This is a genomic window from Pseudomonas sp. BMW13 (assembly GCF_013357275.1).
Classification (GTDB): Bacteria; Pseudomonadota; Gammaproteobacteria; order Pseudomonadales; family Pseudomonadaceae; genus Aquipseudomonas; species Aquipseudomonas khazarica.
Genome location: NZ_SUKD01000002.1, coordinates 86,922 through 104,543 on the forward strand (window position 1 = coordinate 86,922; position 17,622 = coordinate 104,543).

Genomic DNA, 17,622 nt, shown 5'->3' on the forward strand with positions numbered 1-17,622 from the left:
CGTTACTTCGCTGCTCTGATCGCCTGGCTGGCGATGAATTCTCGCTGATTCTGAAGAAATGTGACGGATCCCTCAAATCCCGCGGGGTGCTTGCTAGAGTCCGCGTCAAAGGGAGGGGCCCCGGTGTTGTCTGCGGGGCCTGTATCAGGCCGCCAGGGAGAGGGCGGATGTCTGGAGGCAAAGGGGCGTTGATGCGTACAGGAGTCGTGTTGGCATTGGGGTGCTTGGCTCTGTTGTCGGTCACGCCCACGCGTACTCGGGTGTTCGTCGAGGCAGAAGCGGCGTTGCCACGCCAGCCGGTAGGCCATCTCGAGCAGAGGGTCTGGTCCCGTCCTGCGGTGCCGGAACATCTGCTGCTGATCGGCGACGACTACCCGCTGGAGGTGGTGAGGCCGCGCTGGGTCTTCTGAAGACCCTGTCCAGGGACGGTTTGGGCACCCGGATTGGGTGCCCGGGCAGGGAGCCCGCAGCGAACCGGTCCGGGATGGACCTTGCCTCGTGGCTCAGGGACTGGCCGTCGGGGTTCCTGGCGGTGGACGGCGTGCCATGGAGGCTGCCGTCGGCTGGCCAGAGGGGCGCAGGGAGGCGCTGCCCCTCATTCATGTCGTGTGTGCTGGAGTGATGATGATGAATAAATACGCTGCCGAACTGCTTGGTACGTTCTGGCTGGTGATGGGGGGCTGCGGTACGGCCATCCTGTCGGGGTTCGGTGTGGGCCTGCTGGGTATCTCCCTGGCGTTCGGCCTGAGCGTGCTGACCATGGCCTATGCGGTGGGGCATGTCTCCGGTGCGCACTTCAATCCGGCGGTGACGCTGGGTGTGTGGGCCGCCGGGCGTTTTCCGTCGAGGGACGTGCTGCCTTACATGCTGGCGCAGGTGGCTGGCGGCCTGTTGGCCGGGGGCGCGCTGTACCTGATCGCCGCCGCCAGCTCGGACTTCGACCTGGTCGGCTCCGGCTTCGCCGCCAATGGCTATGGCGAGCACTCTCCCGGCAACTACCCGCTGCTGGCGGCGCTGATCTGCGAAGTGCTGATGACCGCGATGTTCCTGCTGATCATCCTGGGCGTCACCTGCGGGCGAGCGCCCACCGGCTTTGCGCCGCTGGCCATCGGCCTCGCGCTGACGCTGATTCACCTGATCAGCATTCCGGTGACCAACACCTCGGTGAACCCGGCGCGCAGTACCGCCGTGGCCGTCTATGTCGGTGGCTGGGCCATCGAGCAACTCTGGCTGTTCTGGCTCGCGCCGTTGCTGGGCGCGGTCCTGGGTGCCGGATGTCACCGCCTGATCGGGCGTGAATGAATTCGCAACGGAGGTGGGCGATGGCAACTATCACATCGATCCATGGTGCGGACGTATCACCTCCGCATGGGCCGACGCATGCCCGGTTGCGCCAGTTGCTGGAGGCGCTGCATGCCCAGCAGCACACCGAGCAGATCATGCAGGCGCGCATCGTCAGCCTGCAGGTCGAACTCGATGGATACCGCAAGCGCCTGCAGCGCCTCAACGGGCTGGCTCACCAGCAACAGCGCCAGGCGCTGACCGATGTGCTGACGAAGCTGCCGAATCGCCGGGCCTGGGAACTGCGCCTGAGCGAAGCGCTGGCCTGTCACCGGCGCCACGGCGGCGACCTGCAACTGGCATTCCTGGATGTGGATCACTTCAAACGCATCAACGATGACTTCGGTCATCCGGCGGGCGACAAGGCCTTGCGCCTGATCGCCCGGTTGCTGGCGTCGCGTTTGCGCGACAGCGACTTTCTGGCGCGATATGGTGGCGAGGAGTTCGCTATCCTGTTGCCCAATACTGGCCGGGAAGCCGGCTACGCGGTGCTCTCGGAACTGTGCAAGAGCATCGAGTCGGCGCCCTTTCATGTGCGTGGCCGGCGCCTGCGTATCACCTGTTCGGCTGGTCTGGCGTCGTTCTCGGCTGGTGAGTCGGGCGTGGATACCCTGCGCCGGGCCGATCAGGCCCTGTACAGAGCCAAGAGAAATGGCCGCAATCGCCTGGAGTTGGACTGAGTGACAAGGGAAATGGGGATGCTGGGGTTGCGTGGTGCCTTGAGCGCTGGCGCGTGGTTCTGCAGGGCATTGCTGGTCGTGGGGGCGTGCGCCAGCGTGGACGCATTGGCCGAGCCTGTCGAGGACGGCGAGCTGGCCGGCCCGCTGGCTCCGCAGTTGCCCGTCTATGTCCAGTACCTGGAAGGGCGGGCGTGGATCGTCGACGCGCGCGGCGCGGAAACGGCATTGCGCGAAGGCATGCTGGTCGATGACAAGGAAGGTATTCGCACCGAGGACTCCACGTTCGTCAGCCTGGTCAGTGGCGACGGTTCGCGCATCGTCTTGCCGTCCAGCTCCCAGGTCGAACTGCACTGGGAAGAGGAGCACGAACGCCTGCAGATCATGCTGCGCCAGGGCCAGGTCGAATCCTACGTGCGCAAGCAGGCGGAGGACGACGAGCACTATCAGGTGCTGACCCCGGTCGGGGTGCTTGGCGTGCGTGGTACCCACTTCCGCGTGCGCATTGCGGAGGGGGAAACGCGCAGTCTGTCCGAGGTGCTCGAAGGGGGTGTCGCGGCGCGGCGCGTCGATGACGAGCAGTCTGCGGTGCTGGTCGGTGCCCGTCAGGGGCTGAACCTGCTGCCACAGGGCGAGCTGCGTCCGGTCGAGCTGCTACCGGCGCCGCGTCTGCTGGGGCAGGGCGGTCGCGACATGAGTTCGGGCAACTGGACACTGCTGCTGCAGCCGCTGCCCGGCGCCACCCGCTATCGCGTGCAGCTGGCCAGCGACGAACAGTTCCTGCGCATTCGCCAGGAGCGTTTTTCCGAGACGCCCAGCGTCAACTTCAGCGGGCTGCCGGTCGACACCTACCACGTGCGCCTGTCCGCCTTCGATGACAATGGCCTGGAAGGCATGACCTCGGTCTACCAGATCCTCTATCTGCCGGCCTGGCGTCGCAATGCCCCATGAGCCGGGGCGCTCGGGCGCCTTCTCGATGTCCGGGCGGCTGTTCCGGCGCATCGTCCGTGAATGGGCGTTGCTGGCGCTGATCCTGCTGCCGCTGGTCGCCTTTCTCGCGCAGGGGCGACTGAGCACGCTCGACAACCTGATCTACGACCGCTTGCTCGGCTGGACCGCGGTGCCGCAGGACTCGCGCTTGCTGCTGGTGGAGATCGATGACCGCAGCCTGGCGGCCATCGGGCGCTGGCCCTGGCCCAGAGGCGTGCATGCCGACCTGATCGAGCGTCTGCAGCAGGCGGGGGCCGAACTGGTGTTGTTCGACGTGATCTTCACCGAATCGGCCCGTCCTGAAGAGGATGAGCCGCTGGCCAGGGCCGTCTGCCGTTCAGGCAATCTGCTCCTGCCGCTGCTGCGTGACGGCAGGACCCGGCAGGGCCAGGCCCCGGGTGAGATCCTGCCCTTTTCATCGCTGCGCGAGTGTGCGCTCGGCCTCGGTCACATCAATGTCGAGGCGGATGGCGACGGCGTGGTGCGCTCCGTCTACCTGCACGAGGGCCCGCCGGGGCGAACGCGCCCCCTGCTCGCGCTGCAGGCCTTCGCCCATCTGCAGCCGGATGCCGCCGCCGAGTTGCCGGGGCGCCCGGAAGGGGAACTGCTGGCTGGCTGGCAGCGGCAGAACAGGATCCGTATTCCGTTCTCGCGGCAGTTCCCCGTCGTGCCCTATCTGAGTGTGCTGCGCGGGGAAGTGCCGGACAGCCTGTTGCGCGGTCGCGTGGTACTGGTCGGCGCCAGTGCGCCGGGTCTTGGCGACCGCTACGTCACTCCCGTAGCCGGTAGTGCGGGCGTGACGCCGGGGGTGGCGATCCAGGCCAGCATTCTCAACGGCTTGCTGCAACGGCGCAGCATCGTCGAGCCCGCCGCCTGGGTCACGGCGCTGATGGCCTGCCTGCCGGTGGCGTTGCTGCTGATCGCCTTCCTGCTGGCGCGCTTGCGTCATGCCCTGGCGCTGACACTGCTGATGGCCACCGCGAGCCTGGCGCTGTCCTGGGGGCTGCTGTCCAGCGGCTGGTGGTGGTCGCCCGCGGCGAGTCTGCTGGGGCTGCTGCTGACCTACCTGCTGTGGCACTGGCGGCGGCAGAGTGCGGTCCTGGCCTACTTCGGCTGGGAGCTGGCCCGCCTGGACGCCGAGCCTCGCGTGCTACCCGAGCAGGGCGTGGCGGCCGCCCCCGAGGGGGATGTGCTGCAGCAACGCATCATGGCGCTGGAGCGTGCGCTGGCGCGGGTTCGCGACACCCGCCGCTTCATGACCGAGGGGCTGGAGCAACTGCCCGTGGCGACACTGGTGTGCGATCCGCAGGGGCTGATCCTGCTGAGCAGCGCAAGGGCCCGGCGCATCGTCGGCGATGCCCGTCTGGGCGGGCAGGTGAACGAGTTGCTGGTCGAGCTTGGCTATCCGCCGGGCCTCGCGGGTGACCTGCGTGACATGGGTGGCGTGGAGTTCCGCAGCCCGTCCGGTCTGCACCTGCGCCTGGAAGTGGCAGCGATGCGCTCTGCCAGCGGAGCGCTGGCACTGGGCTGGCTGGTGGCCCTGCTCGACCTGAGCGCCGAGCGCGAGGCGCAGGCGCAGCGCAGCACCATGCTGCGCTTTCTGTCGCATGACCTGCGGGCGCCGCACTCGGCGATTCTCGCCCTGCTCGAGCTGCAGAAGCGCGTGGCGCCGGGTGACGACAGCGTGCTGCAACAGATCGAGGGGCAGGTCCGGCGGGCGCTGGGCCTGACCGAGGATTTCGTTCAACTGACGCGTGCCGAGTCCGAGGACTATCGCTTCGAACCGACCCTGATCGGGACGATCGCGCTGGACGCCTTCGAGCAGGCCTGGCCGCTGGGGCGCGCCAAAGGCATCGAGCTGGTGCACCGGCTGGACGACGACGAGACGCTGGTCAGCGCCGACCACGGGCTGTTGTGCCGCGCGCTGTTCAACCTGCTGGAAAATGCCATCAAGTACAGCCCGTCCGGAACGCGCGTCGAGCTGGCGCTGCGGCTCGAAGGCGACTGGATCTGCTGCAGCGTCATCGACCAGGGGCGTGGTATCGCGGCCGCGGACCTGTCCCAGCTGGCCCTGCCATACCGGCGGCTGGGCGATGTCGAGGCGAGCGAGGGGCTTGGCCTGGGGCTGACCATGGTGCGGGCCGTGGTCGAGCGGCATGCCGGGCATCTGGTCTGCGAGAGCGAGGTCGGTACGGGCAGCCGTTTCAGTATCGTCCTGCCGCGTCTGGAGAGCTGAGCGCTCAGTCTGCCCAGCCGCGATAGACGTGGGTCATGGGCCGTGGACCCTTGAGGTAGCCGCTGTCCAACTGGCGGATGTGAAAACCACCGGCCTGGATCAGCGCCGGTATGTCACGGTCCAGGTGGCAGCCGCCGGCCAGGGGTTTCCACACCGGCGTGAGGCGTCGCTGCCAGCGCACCACTGGCTGATCGGGTGCCAGGCCGTGTTCGCAGAACAGCAGGCGACCTCCCGGCTTGAGCACGCGGCGCATCTCCCTGAGCGCGGCGACGGCGTCGGGAATGGTGCAGAGGGTGAAGGTACAGACGATGTCGTCGAAGCTGGCATCCGCCGCCTGGATCTGCCCCAGCTCCAGGGCGATCATCTCCACCGCGACAGGGCAGCGCGCGGCCCGTTCGCGGGCCAGGCGCTGCATGTCGGCGGAGGGGTCGACCCCGACCACGACCTCGACCCGCTGCGGATCGTAGAACGCCAGATTGAGACCGCTGCCGATGCCGATCTCCAGCACCCGGCCCCGTGCCAGTGGCACGATCTGCGAGCGGGCTTTCATCACCGCCCCCATGCCGCAGGCGAAGTCGATCAGCTGCGGCAGCACATGACGGTCGTAGAAGCCCATGGCCTAGGCTTCGTCCTCATCGTCATCGTTGTCACCGCGAAAGGCGGCGAAGCACTTGAGGTCATGGCTGACGCCGTCACTCTCGAGGTGCCAGCTGTCGTCCTCTTCGCTGTGGCGTGCGGCCTGGACCGAGGCCAGGGAAAACTTCCACAGGCGCCGTTCGCGGCCATCGATGCAGTGCACCTGCAGCAGGGGCTTGGCCGAACTGTCGCTGCCGGCCGTGCCCGCGCTGATCTGTGCCAGCAATTCGGTGTCGAGGTCGAACTGCCAGGCGTACAGGCCGTCGATCTCCAGCATGTCGGCGTCTTGCAGGGCTTCGATCAGGCTCGTCGGTTTCATCGTTTCATCCACGGCATCAGCGCCCCAGACGGCGCAGGTCGGCAGACTCTATCACGCGGATACCGTCCTCTTCCTCCAGCGCCAGGCGCCACAAGGCACGGGCCAGGGCGCAGGCGTCGATGCCGCGGTACTTGCCTGGCAGCCAGCGCAGCAGGGGGGCCGCGAGGCGCTCGCCAAGGCGGAATTCATGGCGCGCCCCGAGCAGCAGCGACGGGCGGGCGATGGTCAGTTGCGGCCAGCTCATGGCCTTCAGCGCCTCTTCGGTCTCGCCCTTGACGCGGTTGTAGAACACCGACGATTTCGGGTTGGCGCCGAGTGCGCTGATCACCACCAGGTGCCGCGCACCCAGCTCGCGAGCCCGGCGGGCGAAGGCCAGGATCAGGTCATGGTCGATGGCGCGAAAGGCGTCCTGCGAGCCTGCCTGCTTGATGGTGCTGCCCAGGCAGCAGAACGCAGTGTCGACCTGGCCGGACAGTTGCGGCAGCAGGCCCTGCAGTTCGCCAACCGGGTTTTCCAGGTGTGGGTGGGCTGCCAGGGGGCGACGGGTTGGCGCCAGCACGCGGGCTACCGTCGGTTCGCTGAGCAGGCGATCGAGCAGGTGTTCGCCCGTGAGCCCGGTGGCTCCGGCGATAAGGATGTGCTGCGGAGTCAGATACATGCACTTGTCTCTTGTTCGTTACAACTGAGCTTAGTCGTTCGCTGCAGGACTGGCCACGGCACTGAGTGCGCGTTCGGCCTGGCTCTGGCGCAGGTTGCGCCAGTGCTGGAGTACACCACGCGGCGCCCAGATCTGCGGTTCGGAGGGTTCGAAACCGTCGCTCTGCTCACGTTCGGCAACTCTTTCCTTGGCCAGTTCAAACGCTCGTTCGAGATTGTCGGTCTCGCCCAGTGCCTCGGCGAACAGGGCGCGGCCGAAATAGGTGAAGTCGTTCTCTTCGCTGCAGCCGAAGGACACCCGGTCGGCCCGTGCCGCGGTCATTACCAGGGTCTTCTCGTCCTTCAGCGGTGGGATGAAGCCGCCGGAGTAGCAGGCGGAGATCACCACCACCTTGTTGCGCTGCTTGAGCGGCGCCAGCAGCGCGGCGAGCTCGCTGGCCGGCAGGTCGGCCAGCTGCAGGCGTGGCTGGTCGAGGCTGAGTTCGTGACGGCGCGAGCCGTGGCTGGTCAGGTAGATGAAGATCAGGTCTTCCTCGCCAGTGCGCTCGGCCAGCGTCCGCACCACCCGGGTCAGGTTCTCGCGGGTGGCCAGCGGGCGGTCGGCGAGGTGGTCGCGGTGGTTGACCAGGGTGGTGCTGGAGAAGGCGCCGAAGCGTTCGCGCATCAGGCTGCTGACGTAGTCGGCCTCGCGCATGAACACGCTCTGCTTGCCGTCACCGGCCAGGCTCAGGGCGTACAGCTCGCGCGCCGGCGTGGATGCCGGGATGGCGGCGATGGTCTCGTCGAGCAGACGTCCCTGCAGCAGCAGGCCCAGTTCGAGGCTGTCCGGCAGCGCCTTGCCCTGTTCGTCGCGGATCAACCGGCCGCGCTGCCAGGTGCCGACCAGACGGCTGCCATCGGCCTGGGTCAGGGTGCCCTTGCCATTGTATTCCCCGGCGGCGAAGCGCCCCTGGTAGACACTGCCGTCGGCCAGGGTCAGCAGGCCTTCACCGGCGTATTGCCAGTCCTCGAAGTCGCCGAGGTAGCGGGTGCCGTCACCATCGTTGTATTCGCCGGAGCCCTGCATCACGCCGTCGATGAACTCGCCGGCCCAGACTGCGCCGCTGGCGCTCTGGTAGCGGCCCTTGCCGTTGAAGTCGCCGTTGTGGAAGCCACCGCTGTAGGTGTCGCCGTCGGCGCTGCGATAGCTGCCCTGGCCGTTGAGCTGCCCCTGGCTGAACACGCCGCTGTACTGGTCGCCATAGGCATCGTCGCGCACGCCCTGGCCCTCGGGCTGGCCGTCGACGAATTGCCCCTGGAAGCTGCTGCCGTCGGCCATCTCCAGTTTGCCCAGGCCATGGAACTGGTCGTTGCGGAACTCCCCCTGGTAGCGCTGCCCGTGTTGTTCGAACACGCCTTCGCCGCTGAAGCGGTTGCGCTCGAACTGGCCCTGATAGCGACTGCCGTCGCTGTAGGTGAGGGTGCCCTGGCCATGGAACATGCCCTGGTGGAACTCGCCCTGGTAGTGCTCGCCACCCGGTCCCTGCCATTCGCCGTCGCCTTCGAGCATGCCATCCTGGAACTGGCCGACGAACCAGCTGCCGTTGCGGTAGTCCAGGCGCCCGGGGCCCTGCAGCAGGCCATCGACGATTTCACCACGGTACTGGCCGCCATCCGGCAGGGTGGCGTTGGCGGGCAGCAGCGGGCGTGCTTCGTCGCAACCGGCGAGGAACAGGGCCAGACAGAGAGGGAGCAGGCGCAGGGCAGGGGGATTCATCGTGGACATCCAAGTCGGTACGTTGCGAGCAGTATGCCGCAAGCCCGGAGGCTTGCGCTGCTGCACTGCACGCTTTGCCGTCGCAAGGTTGCCGCTTCCGGCGGCGAACGCCGGAAGCGACAACGACTCGGTATGCCCGGGGGGCTCAGACGAAGCAGAGGGTCAGCGGTTCGGCGATGTAGGCAGGTTTCTCCTGGCCTTCGATCTCCAGTACGGCGCGTGCCTTGAGCAGCCACTGGCCGGGGTTCTTCTCGTTGGCGTCGGTCAGCGTCACCACCAGGCGCACCCTGGAGTCGACCTTGACCGGCTGGATGAAGCGTACGCTGTCGAGGCCGTAGTTCACCGCCATCTTCAGGCCTTGCGGCATGATCATGATCTTTTCCATCAGCATCGGTACCAGCGACAACGAGAGGAAGCCATGGGCGATGGTGGTGCCGAAGGGCGTCAGCTTGGCCTTTTCCGGATCGACGTGGATGAACTGGTGATCGCCGGTGCACTCGGCGAACTGGTTAATGCGCTCTTGATCGATGGTCAGCCACTCGGATTTGCCGAGTTCCTTGCCAACCTGGTCCTTGAGCTCTGCTACGGGTACGAACGGCATAGTTCCTCCTTGAGGACGCGGGTGTTTTTCTTGTGTGCGTGAATCCGTTGCGGCCTAGATCATCATGAGGGCAGCAGTCGGTCAAGCCTGCCTTGGCGCACTGAATGACGCGGCATAGGCCAGCCTGACGAAGCAATACGGAGGCCAGTGACGGCGTATCACGCCTATAATGGCCGACATGCCTCAAAGGATGCCCGGAATCCCCTCGTTCAGTCGGGGTGATGGTCGTCGCTCGTCTTCTGGAGACCTCAACCATGCTGCTTCGCGGCCTCTCCTGGCTGGTGCTCTGTCAACTGCTCGGCACCGCCCTCAACGTTCTGCTGCTGCCGATGCTGCCCGGCCCGATCATCGGCATGCTGCTGCTGTTCGTCTTTCTCCTGCTGCGTGGTGAAGTGGGTGAGCCGCTCAGCGTCGCCTCCAGCAGCCTGCTGAAGTACCTGCCGCTGATCCTGGTGCCGCCGGCCGTTGGCGTGATGGCTTACGCCAGCGATATCGCTGCGGATTTCTGGGCGGTGGTCGGCGCGCTGCTGCTGTCGTTGTTGCTGTCGGTGGCGTTTGCCGGCTGGCTGATGCAGAAGCTGATCGAGCGCCAGCAGCGCCGGGAGGACGCATGAGTCCGGACTGGCAGGGCGCCTGGCAGGCGCTGACGCATCACCCGCTGTTCGGCATCGGCATCACCCTGGGCGCCTACCAGCTGGCGATGGCGGCCTACGAACGTACCCGCTGGGTGTTCCTGCAGCCGGTGCTGGTGTCCATGCTCACGGTGATCGGCATTCTCCTGCTCTGCGGCCTGAGCTTCGCCGAGTACAGGAACAGCGTGGCCGCGCTGACCCTGCTCCTCGGCCCGGCCACCGTGGCCCTGGCGGTGCCGCTGTATCTCAACCTGCGGCGGATTCGCCAGCTGTTCTGGCCGATCGTCCTGACCCTGCTGCTCGCCGGAACCGTCGCCACCGTGCTCGGTGCGGGGCTGGCCTGGCTGTTCGGTGCCGAGCACCTGATGCTGATGAGCATGGCGCCGAAGTCGGTGACCTCGCCGATCGCCATGCTGGTGGCCGACCAGATCGGCGGTATCGCGGCGCTGGCAGCGGTGTTCGTGATGATCACCGGGGTCATCGGCGCCATCGTCGGGCCGTCGATCCTGCGCCTGTGCCGGGTCCACCATCCGGCGGCGCAGGGCATGGCGCTGGGCATCACCGCACATGCGGTGGGGACGGCGCGGGCGCTGCAGGACAGCGATGAGAGCGGTGCCTTCGCGGCCCTGGCCATGAGCCTGATGGGGGTGATCACGGCGGTGCTGTTGCCGCTGGCGATTGCCCTGTTCCTGTGAGAGCCTGCCCCACGACCGACCACACGTCGCCTGCGCGGCGTCGAAAACAGGCTGTGAAACCATGAATCTCCCGCTGTTTCCGCTCAACACCGTGCTGTTTCCGGGCTGCGTGCTCGACCTGCAGGTATTCGAGGCGCGCTACCTGGACATGATCAGCCGCTGCATGAAGCAGGGCAGCGGGTTTGGCGTGGTCTGTATCGTCGAGGGCGAGGAGGTGGGCGAGGCCGCCAGCCGTTTCGCCGCCATCGGCTGCGAGGCGTTGGTGCGCGACTTTCAGCAGCGCACCAACGGCCTGCTGGGGATTCGGGTCGAGGGCGGGCGGCGCTTTCGTGTCGAGCGGGCGCAGGTCCTGCCCGATCAACTGACCGTCGCCGAGGTGCACTGGCTGGAGGAACAGCCGGACAGTCCGCTGCACGGCGAGCATGCCGACCTCGCCGCCCTGCATGCGGCACTGGCCGAGCATCCGCTGGTCGCCGGGCTGGAGATGGCGGGCGTGGTCAGCGGCCAGCAGCAACTGGCCAACCAGCTGGCCTACCTGCTGCCGCTGGAGCCGGGGCAGAAACTGCAACTGCTGCAGCTGGACGATCCCGGCCTGCGCCTGGAGCAGCTGCACGCCATGCTGGAGCTGCTTCAGGGCGATGCCTGAGCCTCAGTAGGCGTAGCGCAGCAACGCCGTCGACAGTTGCCAGGTGGCCATGCCGCCGAGTACCGCCAGGCAGGCTGGCAGCACGATCCACCACAGACGCGCCGGGAGTGCCGGCAGCGGCTGCTGACGCTGACACAGGGCCAGGCTGAGACCGCAGACGGTCGAGGCCAGCAGGGCGCCGGCGATGATGTCGCTGGGCCAATGCACACCCAGGTAGACCCGTGACAAGGCGATCGCCACGGCCGGCAGACTGGCCACCACCAGCCAGGCGAGCCGCAGGCGCGCCGATTGGCTGCGCCCGGCCAGCACGCCGAGCACCAGGAAGAAGGCGAAGGCCGCCGAGCTGTGGCCGCTGGGGAAGCTGAAACTGGTCAGGGGTTCGCTCAGCACGTCGGGGCGGGCCCGGGCGAAACCATGCTTGAGCGCCGCGTTGCTCAGCGCCGTCAGCAGCAGGGTGGAGCCGGCGAACAGCAGGTGACGCCAGCGCCGCGCCAGCAACAGCAGGGCGCACAACACAATGGCGGCCGCCAGCTGGGTATGGAAGTCCCCCAGCCGTGTCAGGGTGCCGATCCACTTGTCCAGGTGCGCCTGGCGCTGTTCCTGGACCAGGCTCATCAAGCCCTGGTCCAGGGCATCCAGATGCGGCCAGCCGATGACCATGGCCAGCAGCAACAGCAGACTGAGGCCGCCGCCCAGCAGGCTGGCGCGTGGTTTCTCCGCCAGGCTGGCGTGAATCGTCGCCAGCAGGACCACGCCGATGCCGGCCAGCAGCAACGCGGCTTCGCTCCAGAAACCCTCGGCCATCGGCAGGCGCAGCGCGGCGCCGGTCGCCCAGCCCGGCAGCAGGTAGGCCACGGCCCAGCCAGCGGCGGCGACGAGGCTGACCAGCACGAAGCGCAGCAGCGGCATGTCGAGCATGCCGGCCACCATCGGCAACATCGGCCGCAGCGGGCCGATGAAGCGACCGACCAGCAGGCTGGCCACGCCATAGCGCTGGAAGTACAGCTCCGCGTGGAGGACCCATTGCGGGTGGCGGCGCAGGACCGGCAGGCGCCCGATGTTGTGCTTGAAGTGCCGGCCCAGCGTGTACGACAGCAGGTCGCCGCACACTGCGCCGGCATAGGCCAGCGCCAGCGTCTGCCACAGGCCGAGGACGCCGCTGCCCGCGAGCAGGGCGACGCTGAACAGCAGGACCACGCCGGGCAGGAGGATGCCGACCAGGGCCAGGCACTCGAGCAGGGCAATGAGGAAGATCGCCAGCCCCAGCCACTGCGGGTGGCCGCCCAGCCAGGTGGTCAGGTTGTCCAGCCAGGCGCTCATCGCTGCCCTTCCTCGGCGTTCAGCAGTCGATAGTCGCGGCCTTCGACCTGGCCCCGGCGCAACGGGTTGCGTGTGCAGTGGCGGGCAAAGGCGGCATCGACGAAGCGGTAGGGCAGGTGCTCGTCACGCCCCAGGGGGATGCCCAGGCGTGCGCACTGGATGATCGCCTGCGGACGTTCGCCGACATCCTCGACGAACAGCCGCAGGGGATCGAAACGCTGCGCATCCCACTCCGGCACCTTGAGGCCGAGCGTCTTGCACAGCAGGGTCTGTCCGGCGCAGAGGCGTTCGGGCGGGCGTGGCTGGCCGAGGCGGTCGGGGTTGTTGCGCTGCATGGTGGCGAGCGTCTGTGCGTCGCTGATGGCGTCGAACCAGGGGTGTGCGGACTTGATCAGCACGGCATTGCCAGGGCCGCAGGCGCTGAAGTTCAGCGAGTCGCCGCCACGGGCGTAGTACATGTAGATGTGCCCGCCGCCTTCGAACAGCGCCTTGCGCTTCTCGGTGTAGCCGAGCGAGGCGTGGCTGCCCTTGTCGACCAGGTAGTAGGCCTCGGTCTCGATGATGCGCGCACTCAGCCACTGCTCGCCGACGCGGTGACGGATCACCTTGCCGAGCAGTTCGCGAGCCAGCAACTGGGCGTCGCGGTCGAAGAAGGCAGCGGGCAGTGGCCGGGCGCCAGGCCAGGGCAAACTTAGGGTGGGTTCGGCGGGCATGATCTGTCGCAGGGACTCGTGGCGTTCTACTCTGGGGCCGCGAGCATAACAACAAGAGCCTTAAAAATGCCTGAACGTGTCCGCGCCAGCAGCGCCCATATCAGTCCCTCGGCGCATTACACCGGATACGTCTGGTATCGCCATCGCCTGGCCGATCCGGCCTTCGTCACGCCATTCGGGCGTTTCGTGCACAAGCTGCTGTGGCCGGTGACCTGGGGCGCGCGAGCCGGCTTCGGGCTGGATATCGAGGCCTTTCTGTTGCAGCGCCATCTGCAGATCGATGCACAGCTGACCGAGGCGATAGAGCGGCGGGGCGTGCGTCAGGTGGTGGAGATCGCCTGCGGACTTTCACCGCGTGGCCGGCGCTTCTGCTCGCGTTACCCAGAGTTGCAGTACCTCGAGGCGGACCTGCCGGCGATGGCGGCGCGCAAGCGCCTGTTGCTGCACGGTGAGGGCTGGCTGGATGGCCGGCATCAGGTGCGTGCGGTGGACATCCTGGCCGAGCGCGGCAATCAGTCCCTGGCGTCACTGCTAGCCAGTCTCGATCGCAGTCAGCCGGTGGTGGTGATCACCGAGGGGCTGGTCAACTACTTCCCGCTGGAGCTGATCGAAGGCTTCTGGAGCCGCCTGGCGACAGGGCTGAGCGATTTTCCCGAGGCCACCTATCTCACCGAGCTCTACCCGGACCTGCGTGAGCATCCGCGTTATCGCCAGTTGCGCTGGGGCGTCGAGCTGATCGGCCGGCTCACCCGGGGCAGCTACCCGCTGCATTACCGCGATCACGCCGAGATCGTCACGGGCTTCCAGCGCTGCGGCTTCGCCCGGGTACAGGTGCTCGATCCCAGTGCCGATGCCGGCAGCCTCGGCCTGCCGGCGGCACGCTTGCCAGGGCTGGTGCGGGTGATCCAGGCACAGGTGTAGGGAGGGCGCCTGCGCGAGTCAGGCGCAGGCGGCAGCAGGCTGTGGCGCGGGGTGGAAGCGTTCGGCCAGTGCCTGGCTGGCCGCGGCATCGCTATGCGCGAACACGAAAGCCAGGCCCTGCTCGTCGTGGCGCAGCGGTATCAGGTGCTGTTCAGGCAGGTCGCCGTAGCTCAGTCGCCAGCCCCGCTGCGGCAGGTCGGCGGGCAGGTCGCCCTGCAGGCGGCCGCCGAAGAAGCCCAGTTCGCTCAGCTCGACCGCCCAGCGCGGGCCATCGGCATGCAGCATCACGGCGTGCTGCTGGCGTGGCGTGCGACGCGGCTCGCAGCGCTTCTCCAGGTTCAGCAGCTGGCCCGCGTGCAGGCGCGTGCTGCCGGGGCTGCGTGCCGGCAGCGGGCGTTCGCAGAGGAAGGGGCGATACAGGGCGGCGCAGGCTTCACGCCGTTCGAACTGGGCCAGGTGGTCGGCCTGGTGAATCACGGCGCACTCGGCCATGCCGCAGGCCGCAGCGAAGTGGGCGTGCTCCCAGGGCTGGGTGAAATGGTCATGCTCGCCGGCAAGCACCAGTGTCGGGCATTGCGGATGGCTGTCGAAGCCGCTGAAGGCCAGCAGGCGCAGGCTGTTCTGCCGATAACGCTCGACCTCCAGAGGCGAGAGGCGCTGGATCTGCCGCAGCAGCGCCTTGCGAAAGACCGGTGAAACGCCGGTTTCCTGCAGATGCAGAGGATTGAGCAGACCGGTCAGGGCGCCCTGGGCGAATTCGCCCAGGCGACCCTCTTCGAGCAGGGCCAGGCCTTCCTCCAGCATCCGCCGTGCACCCGGACGGCCGAAAGCGGTGATGCCGGCCAGCAACAGGCGGGCGCAACGCCGAGGGTGGCGGGCGGCGAACAGCGCGGCCAGCGCCGAGCCATAGGACAGGCCAACGGGCATCAAGGCCGGCAGTTGCAGCTGTTCGGCGAAAGCGGCGATCAGGTCGGCCAGCTGTTCCAGCTCCAGCTCGGGGGCCAGCTGCAGGTTGCCGCCCTGGCTGGGCAGGTCGAGCAGTATCACGGGATGTTCGCCGAGCAGCTCGTCCACCTCCGCGGCGAAGGAGCGAAAGCTCTGGAAGGCGCCACCCAGCAGGAGCACCGGCGCTCGCGTGTCGCGCTGGCGGGTCGAATAGGCCTGGTAGTGCAGGCGCCAGCCCGCGATCTCGATGACGTCGGGCGGGCTGGCCAGCAGGGTGGCGCTGTAGTCGGTGCGATAACGCAGCATGGGGGCACTCCAGTGGCTCTTGTTGTTCTTCTGGGGCGGCACTCGGCGCCGCCTCGCCTGGGCTGGCAAACCTCGATTGCAAGGTAAACATCGGGGGGCGATTTGTTTACCCAACCTTCGGGCGGCGCCGTCTGCCGGGTGTCACCGTCGCACCGCCGGCGCCCGTGCCCTGCGCTTGCGGGCGTTACCGCCGGGGCTGCGCGGACGAGCTGTCTACCGCTTGCCAGACGCCGCTGGGCGTGGCCTCGCGAGCCGGCTATAATCAGCCCCTTTTTTCAACTGCCAGACCTCCGCCGCCATGACCGAGTCCGTGCACGCTTACATGACCCGCCTGGGCCAGGCCGCCCGCCAGGCATCCAGGGTGCTTGCCCGTGCCAGCACCGCGCAGAAGAATCGCGCGCTGCAGGCTGCCGCCAATGCCCTCGACGCCGCCCGCGCCGAACTGACCGCCGCCAACGAACTGGACCTGGCCGCCGCCCGTGCCAGTGGCCTGGAGCCGGCGATGGTCGATCGCCTGGCGCTCACCCCGAAGGTGATCGACAGCATGATCGAGGGCCTGCGCCAGGTCGCCACGCTGCCGGACCCGATCGGCGAGATCCAGGGTATGCGCTACCTGCCGTCGGGCATTCAGGTGGGCAAGATGCGCGTGCCGCTGGGCGTGATCGGCATCATCTACGAATCGCGGCCGAACGTGACCATCGATGCCGCCAGCCTGTGCCTGAAGTCCGGCAACGCCACCATCCTGCGCGGCGGCTCCGAGGCGATTCACTCCAACCAGGCGATTGCCCGCTGCATCCAGCAGGGTCTGGCCGAGGCCGAGCTGCCGGCGGCAGCCGTGCAGGTGGTGGAGACCACTGACCGTGCGGCGGTGGGTGAGCTGATCACCATGCCGGCGTTCGTCGACGTGATCGTGCCGCGTGGTGGCAAGGGCCTGATCGAGCGCATCAGCCGCGACGCCAAGGTGCCGGTGATCAAGCACCTGGACGGTGTCTGCCACGTCTATGTCGACATCGCCGCCGATCTCGACAAGGCCATCCGCGTCTGCGACAACGCCAAGACCCAGCGCTACTCGCCGTGCAACGCCATGGAGACCCTGCTGGTGCACGAGGGCATCGCTGCCCGTGTGCTGCCGCCGCTGGCCGCCATCTACCGCGACAAGGGCGTGGAGCTGCGTGGCGATGCCGCGACGCGTGCGCTGCTTGGCAGCGACGTGCTGGAGGCCAGCGAGGACGACTGGTTCGCCGAGTACAACGCGCCGATCCTGGCGATTCGCATCGTCGATTCGCTGGACGCCGCGATCGAGCACATCAATCACTATGGCTCGCAGCACACCGACTCGATCATCACCGAGAACTTCAGCGATGCGCGGCGCTTCCTCACCGAGGTGGACTCCGCCTCGGTGATGATCAACGCCTCCACGCGTTTCGCCGATGGCTTCGAGTACGGCCTCGGTGCGGAGATCGGCATTTCCACCGACAAGCTGCACGCCCGTGGCCCGGTCGGCCTGGAAGGCCTGACCAGCGAGAAGTACGTGGTCTTCGGCGACGGACACATTCGCACATAAATGAACGGACTCGGCGCCCGACGTATCGGCCTGCTCGGCGGTACCTTCAACCCGGTGCACATCGGGCATCTGCGTGCGGCGCTGGAAGTGGCCGAATTCATGGCGCTGGACGAGCTGCGCTTGATTCCCAGTGCCAGGCCGCCGCATCGTGATACGCCACAGGCGACGGCGGAGCAGCGCCTGGCCATGGTCGAACTGGCGGTGGCCGGCGAGACGCGGCTCAAGGTCGATGATCGCGAGCTGAAGCGCGACAAGCCGTCGTACACGGTGGACACGCTGGAGTCGGTACGGGCCGAGCTGGCGCCGAGCGATCAGCTGTTTCTGCTGCTGGGCTGGGACGCCTTCTGCAGCCTGCCCAGCTGGCACCGCTGGGAGGAGTTGCTGCTGCACAGCCACCTGCTGGTGCTGCAGCGCCCCGATGCCGACAGCGAGGCGCCGGAGGCGCTGCGCGATCTGCTGGCGGCGCGCAGTGTCAGCGACCCGCTGAGCCTGGAGGGCGCAGGCGGGCAAATCAGTTTCATCTGGCAGACTCCGCTGGCGATTTCCGCCACGCAGATCCGCCACTTGTTGGCAACCGGCCGTTCCGCGCGTTTTCTCTTGCCGGATGCGGTACTGGCCTATATCCAGGCGCACGATCTGTACCGTGCGCCGCATGCTTGATACGCCG

19 protein-coding genes are annotated in these 17,622 nt (G+C 67.5%); 11 read left to right on the plus strand and 8 right to left on the minus strand.

Annotated elements, in window-relative coordinates:
* Positions 1–224: 224 nt before the first annotated feature.
* From E4487_RS01485 to E4487_RS01505, 5 genes are all read left to right on the plus strand, one after another.
* Complete coding sequence (locus E4487_RS01485) at positions 225–410, plus strand: hypothetical protein (RefSeq protein ID WP_150606650.1); 186 nt, start codon at positions 225–227, stop codon at positions 408–410.
* Between the two features lie 217 nt (positions 411–627).
* A complete protein-coding gene (gene aqpZ, locus E4487_RS01490; RefSeq protein ID WP_175252566.1) occupies positions 628–1,302 on the plus strand; it encodes an aquaporin Z in 675 nt (224 codons plus the stop codon).
* 20 nt (positions 1,303–1,322) lie between these two features.
* Positions 1,323–2,021 carry a GGDEF domain-containing protein gene (locus tag E4487_RS01495; protein ID WP_257229321.1) on the plus strand — a complete coding sequence of 233 codons (699 nt, stop codon included), beginning with the start codon at positions 1,323–1,325 and terminating at the stop codon, positions 2,019–2,021.
* Between the two features lie 96 nt (positions 2,022–2,117).
* Positions 2,118–2,969 (plus strand): FecR domain-containing protein, encoded by an 852-nt coding sequence (locus tag E4487_RS01500; RefSeq protein WP_373921496.1) that lies wholly within the window; start codon positions 2,118–2,120, stop codon positions 2,967–2,969.
* Entirely contained in the window at positions 2,959–5,244 is a 2,286-nt protein-coding gene (locus E4487_RS01505; RefSeq protein ID WP_175252568.1) for a CHASE2 domain-containing protein, read from the plus strand. Before E4487_RS01500 ends, E4487_RS01505 begins: the two co-directional genes overlap by 11 nt.
* Positions 5,245–5,248: 4 nt before the next feature.
* Here E4487_RS01505 and E4487_RS01510 read toward each other — a convergent pair whose 3' ends face one another.
* The 5 genes from E4487_RS01510 to E4487_RS01530 all read right to left on the minus strand — a co-directional run bounded on the left by E4487_RS01510 (position 5,249) and on the right by E4487_RS01530 (position 9,213).
* Positions 5,249–5,860, minus strand: a complete 612-nt coding sequence (locus E4487_RS01510; protein WP_175252569.1) for a class I SAM-dependent methyltransferase — start codon at positions 5,858–5,860, stop codon at positions 5,249–5,251.
* Between the two features lie 3 nt (positions 5,861–5,863).
* Complete coding sequence (locus E4487_RS01515; RefSeq protein WP_037051535.1) at positions 5,864–6,199, minus strand: DUF5629 family protein; 336 nt, start codon at positions 6,197–6,199, stop codon at positions 5,864–5,866.
* A gap of 16 nt (positions 6,200–6,215) precedes the next feature.
* A complete protein-coding gene (locus E4487_RS01520) occupies positions 6,216–6,857 on the minus strand; it encodes an oxidoreductase (RefSeq protein ID WP_175252570.1) in 642 nt (213 codons plus the stop codon).
* A gap of 30 nt (positions 6,858–6,887) precedes the next feature.
* On the minus strand, positions 6,888–8,612 hold the full coding sequence (locus E4487_RS01525; protein ID WP_175252571.1) for a C13 family peptidase: 1,725 nt from the start codon (positions 8,610–8,612) through the stop codon (positions 6,888–6,890).
* 145 nt (positions 8,613–8,757) lie between these two features.
* Positions 8,758–9,213 carry a MaoC family dehydratase gene (locus tag E4487_RS01530; protein WP_037051543.1) on the minus strand — a complete coding sequence of 152 codons (456 nt, stop codon included), beginning with the start codon at positions 9,211–9,213 and terminating at the stop codon, positions 8,758–8,760.
* 254 nt (positions 9,214–9,467) lie between these two features.
* On the opposite strand from E4487_RS01530, the gene E4487_RS01535 reads away from it, so the two are divergent.
* The 3 genes from E4487_RS01535 (at position 9,468) to E4487_RS01545 (ending at position 11,186) form a co-directional block, all read left to right on the plus strand.
* Positions 9,468–9,827 (plus strand): CidA/LrgA family protein, encoded by a 360-nt coding sequence (locus E4487_RS01535; RefSeq protein WP_037051546.1) that lies wholly within the window; start codon positions 9,468–9,470, stop codon positions 9,825–9,827.
* On the plus strand, positions 9,824–10,540 hold the full coding sequence (locus E4487_RS01540; RefSeq protein WP_037051549.1) for an LrgB family protein: 717 nt from the start codon (positions 9,824–9,826) through the stop codon (positions 10,538–10,540). Before E4487_RS01535 ends, E4487_RS01540 begins: the two co-directional genes overlap by 4 nt.
* A gap of 61 nt (positions 10,541–10,601) precedes the next feature.
* Positions 10,602–11,186 carry an LON peptidase substrate-binding domain-containing protein gene (locus tag E4487_RS01545; protein ID WP_037051551.1) on the plus strand — a complete coding sequence of 195 codons (585 nt, stop codon included), beginning with the start codon at positions 10,602–10,604 and terminating at the stop codon, positions 11,184–11,186.
* Positions 11,187–11,189: 3 nt separating this feature from the next.
* Here the strand turns inward: E4487_RS01545 and E4487_RS01550 are convergent, their stop codons facing one another.
* Both E4487_RS01550 and E4487_RS01555 read right to left on the minus strand, forming a co-directional pair.
* On the minus strand, positions 11,190–12,506 hold the full coding sequence (locus E4487_RS01550; RefSeq protein WP_175252572.1) for a bifunctional DedA family/phosphatase PAP2 family protein: 1,317 nt from the start codon (positions 12,504–12,506) through the stop codon (positions 11,190–11,192).
* Positions 12,503–13,219: a DNA-3-methyladenine glycosylase gene (locus tag E4487_RS01555; protein WP_134675756.1), complete on the minus strand. Its 717-nt coding sequence runs from the start codon at positions 13,217–13,219 to the stop codon at positions 12,503–12,505. Before E4487_RS01555 ends, E4487_RS01550 begins: the two co-directional genes overlap by 4 nt.
* A 66-nt stretch (positions 13,220–13,285) precedes the next feature.
* Between E4487_RS01555 and E4487_RS01560 the strand changes: the two genes are divergently transcribed.
* Entirely contained in the window at positions 13,286–14,140 is an 855-nt protein-coding gene (locus E4487_RS01560) for a class I SAM-dependent methyltransferase (protein WP_175252573.1), read from the plus strand.
* 18 nt (positions 14,141–14,158) lie between these two features.
* Here the strand turns inward: E4487_RS01560 and E4487_RS01565 are convergent, their stop codons facing one another.
* Positions 14,159–15,388, minus strand: coding sequence for an alpha/beta fold hydrolase (locus E4487_RS01565; protein WP_175252686.1), 1,230 nt, complete (start codon positions 15,386–15,388; stop codon positions 14,159–14,161).
* 301 nt (positions 15,389–15,689) lie between these two features.
* On the opposite strand from E4487_RS01565, the gene E4487_RS01570 reads away from it, so the two are divergent.
* Positions 15,690–16,955: a glutamate-5-semialdehyde dehydrogenase gene (locus E4487_RS01570; protein WP_037051564.1), complete on the plus strand. Its 1,266-nt coding sequence runs from the start codon at positions 15,690–15,692 to the stop codon at positions 16,953–16,955.
* On the plus strand, positions 16,956–17,615 hold the full coding sequence (gene nadD, locus E4487_RS01575; RefSeq protein WP_037051567.1) for a nicotinate-nucleotide adenylyltransferase: 660 nt from the start codon (positions 16,956–16,958) through the stop codon (positions 17,613–17,615).
* Positions 17,616–17,622 lie beyond the last annotated feature (7 nt).

Excerpts from the sequence above, each read along its gene's own strand:
- aqpZ (WP_175252566.1), top strand. The coding sequence starts at position 628 with ATGAATAAATACGCTGCCGAACTGCTTGGTACGTTCTGGCTGGTGATG.
- E4487_RS01495 (WP_257229321.1), top strand. The coding sequence starts at position 1,323 with ATGGCAACTATCACATCGATCCATGGTGCGGACGTATCACCTCCGCAT.
- E4487_RS01505 (WP_175252568.1), top strand. The coding sequence starts at position 2,959 with ATGCCCCATGAGCCGGGGCGCTCGGGCGCCTTCTCGATGTCCGGGCGG.
- E4487_RS01510 (WP_175252569.1), bottom strand. The coding sequence starts at position 5,860 with ATGGGCTTCTACGACCGTCATGTGCTGCCGCAGCTGATCGACTTCGCC.
- E4487_RS01515 (WP_037051535.1), bottom strand. The coding sequence starts at position 6,199 with ATGAAACCGACGAGCCTGATCGAAGCCCTGCAAGACGCCGACATGCTG.
- E4487_RS01520 (WP_175252570.1), bottom strand. The coding sequence starts at position 6,857 with ATGTATCTGACTCCGCAGCACATCCTTATCGCCGGAGCCACCGGGCTC.
- E4487_RS01525 (WP_175252571.1), bottom strand. The coding sequence starts at position 8,612 with ATGAATCCCCCTGCCCTGCGCCTGCTCCCTCTCTGTCTGGCCCTGTTC.
- E4487_RS01530 (WP_037051543.1), bottom strand. The coding sequence starts at position 9,213 with ATGCCGTTCGTACCCGTAGCAGAGCTCAAGGACCAGGTTGGCAAGGAA.
- E4487_RS01535 (WP_037051546.1), top strand. The coding sequence starts at position 9,468 with ATGCTGCTTCGCGGCCTCTCCTGGCTGGTGCTCTGTCAACTGCTCGGC.
- E4487_RS01540 (WP_037051549.1), top strand. The coding sequence starts at position 9,824 with ATGAGTCCGGACTGGCAGGGCGCCTGGCAGGCGCTGACGCATCACCCG.
- E4487_RS01545 (WP_037051551.1), top strand. The coding sequence starts at position 10,602 with ATGAATCTCCCGCTGTTTCCGCTCAACACCGTGCTGTTTCCGGGCTGC.
- E4487_RS01550 (WP_175252572.1), bottom strand. The coding sequence starts at position 12,506 with ATGAGCGCCTGGCTGGACAACCTGACCACCTGGCTGGGCGGCCACCCG.
- E4487_RS01555 (WP_134675756.1), bottom strand. The coding sequence starts at position 13,219 with ATGCCCGCCGAACCCACCCTAAGTTTGCCCTGGCCTGGCGCCCGGCCA.
- E4487_RS01560 (WP_175252573.1), top strand. The coding sequence starts at position 13,286 with ATGCCTGAACGTGTCCGCGCCAGCAGCGCCCATATCAGTCCCTCGGCG.
- E4487_RS01570 (WP_037051564.1), top strand. The coding sequence starts at position 15,690 with ATGACCGAGTCCGTGCACGCTTACATGACCCGCCTGGGCCAGGCCGCC.
- nadD (WP_037051567.1), top strand. The coding sequence starts at position 16,956 with ATGAACGGACTCGGCGCCCGACGTATCGGCCTGCTCGGCGGTACCTTC.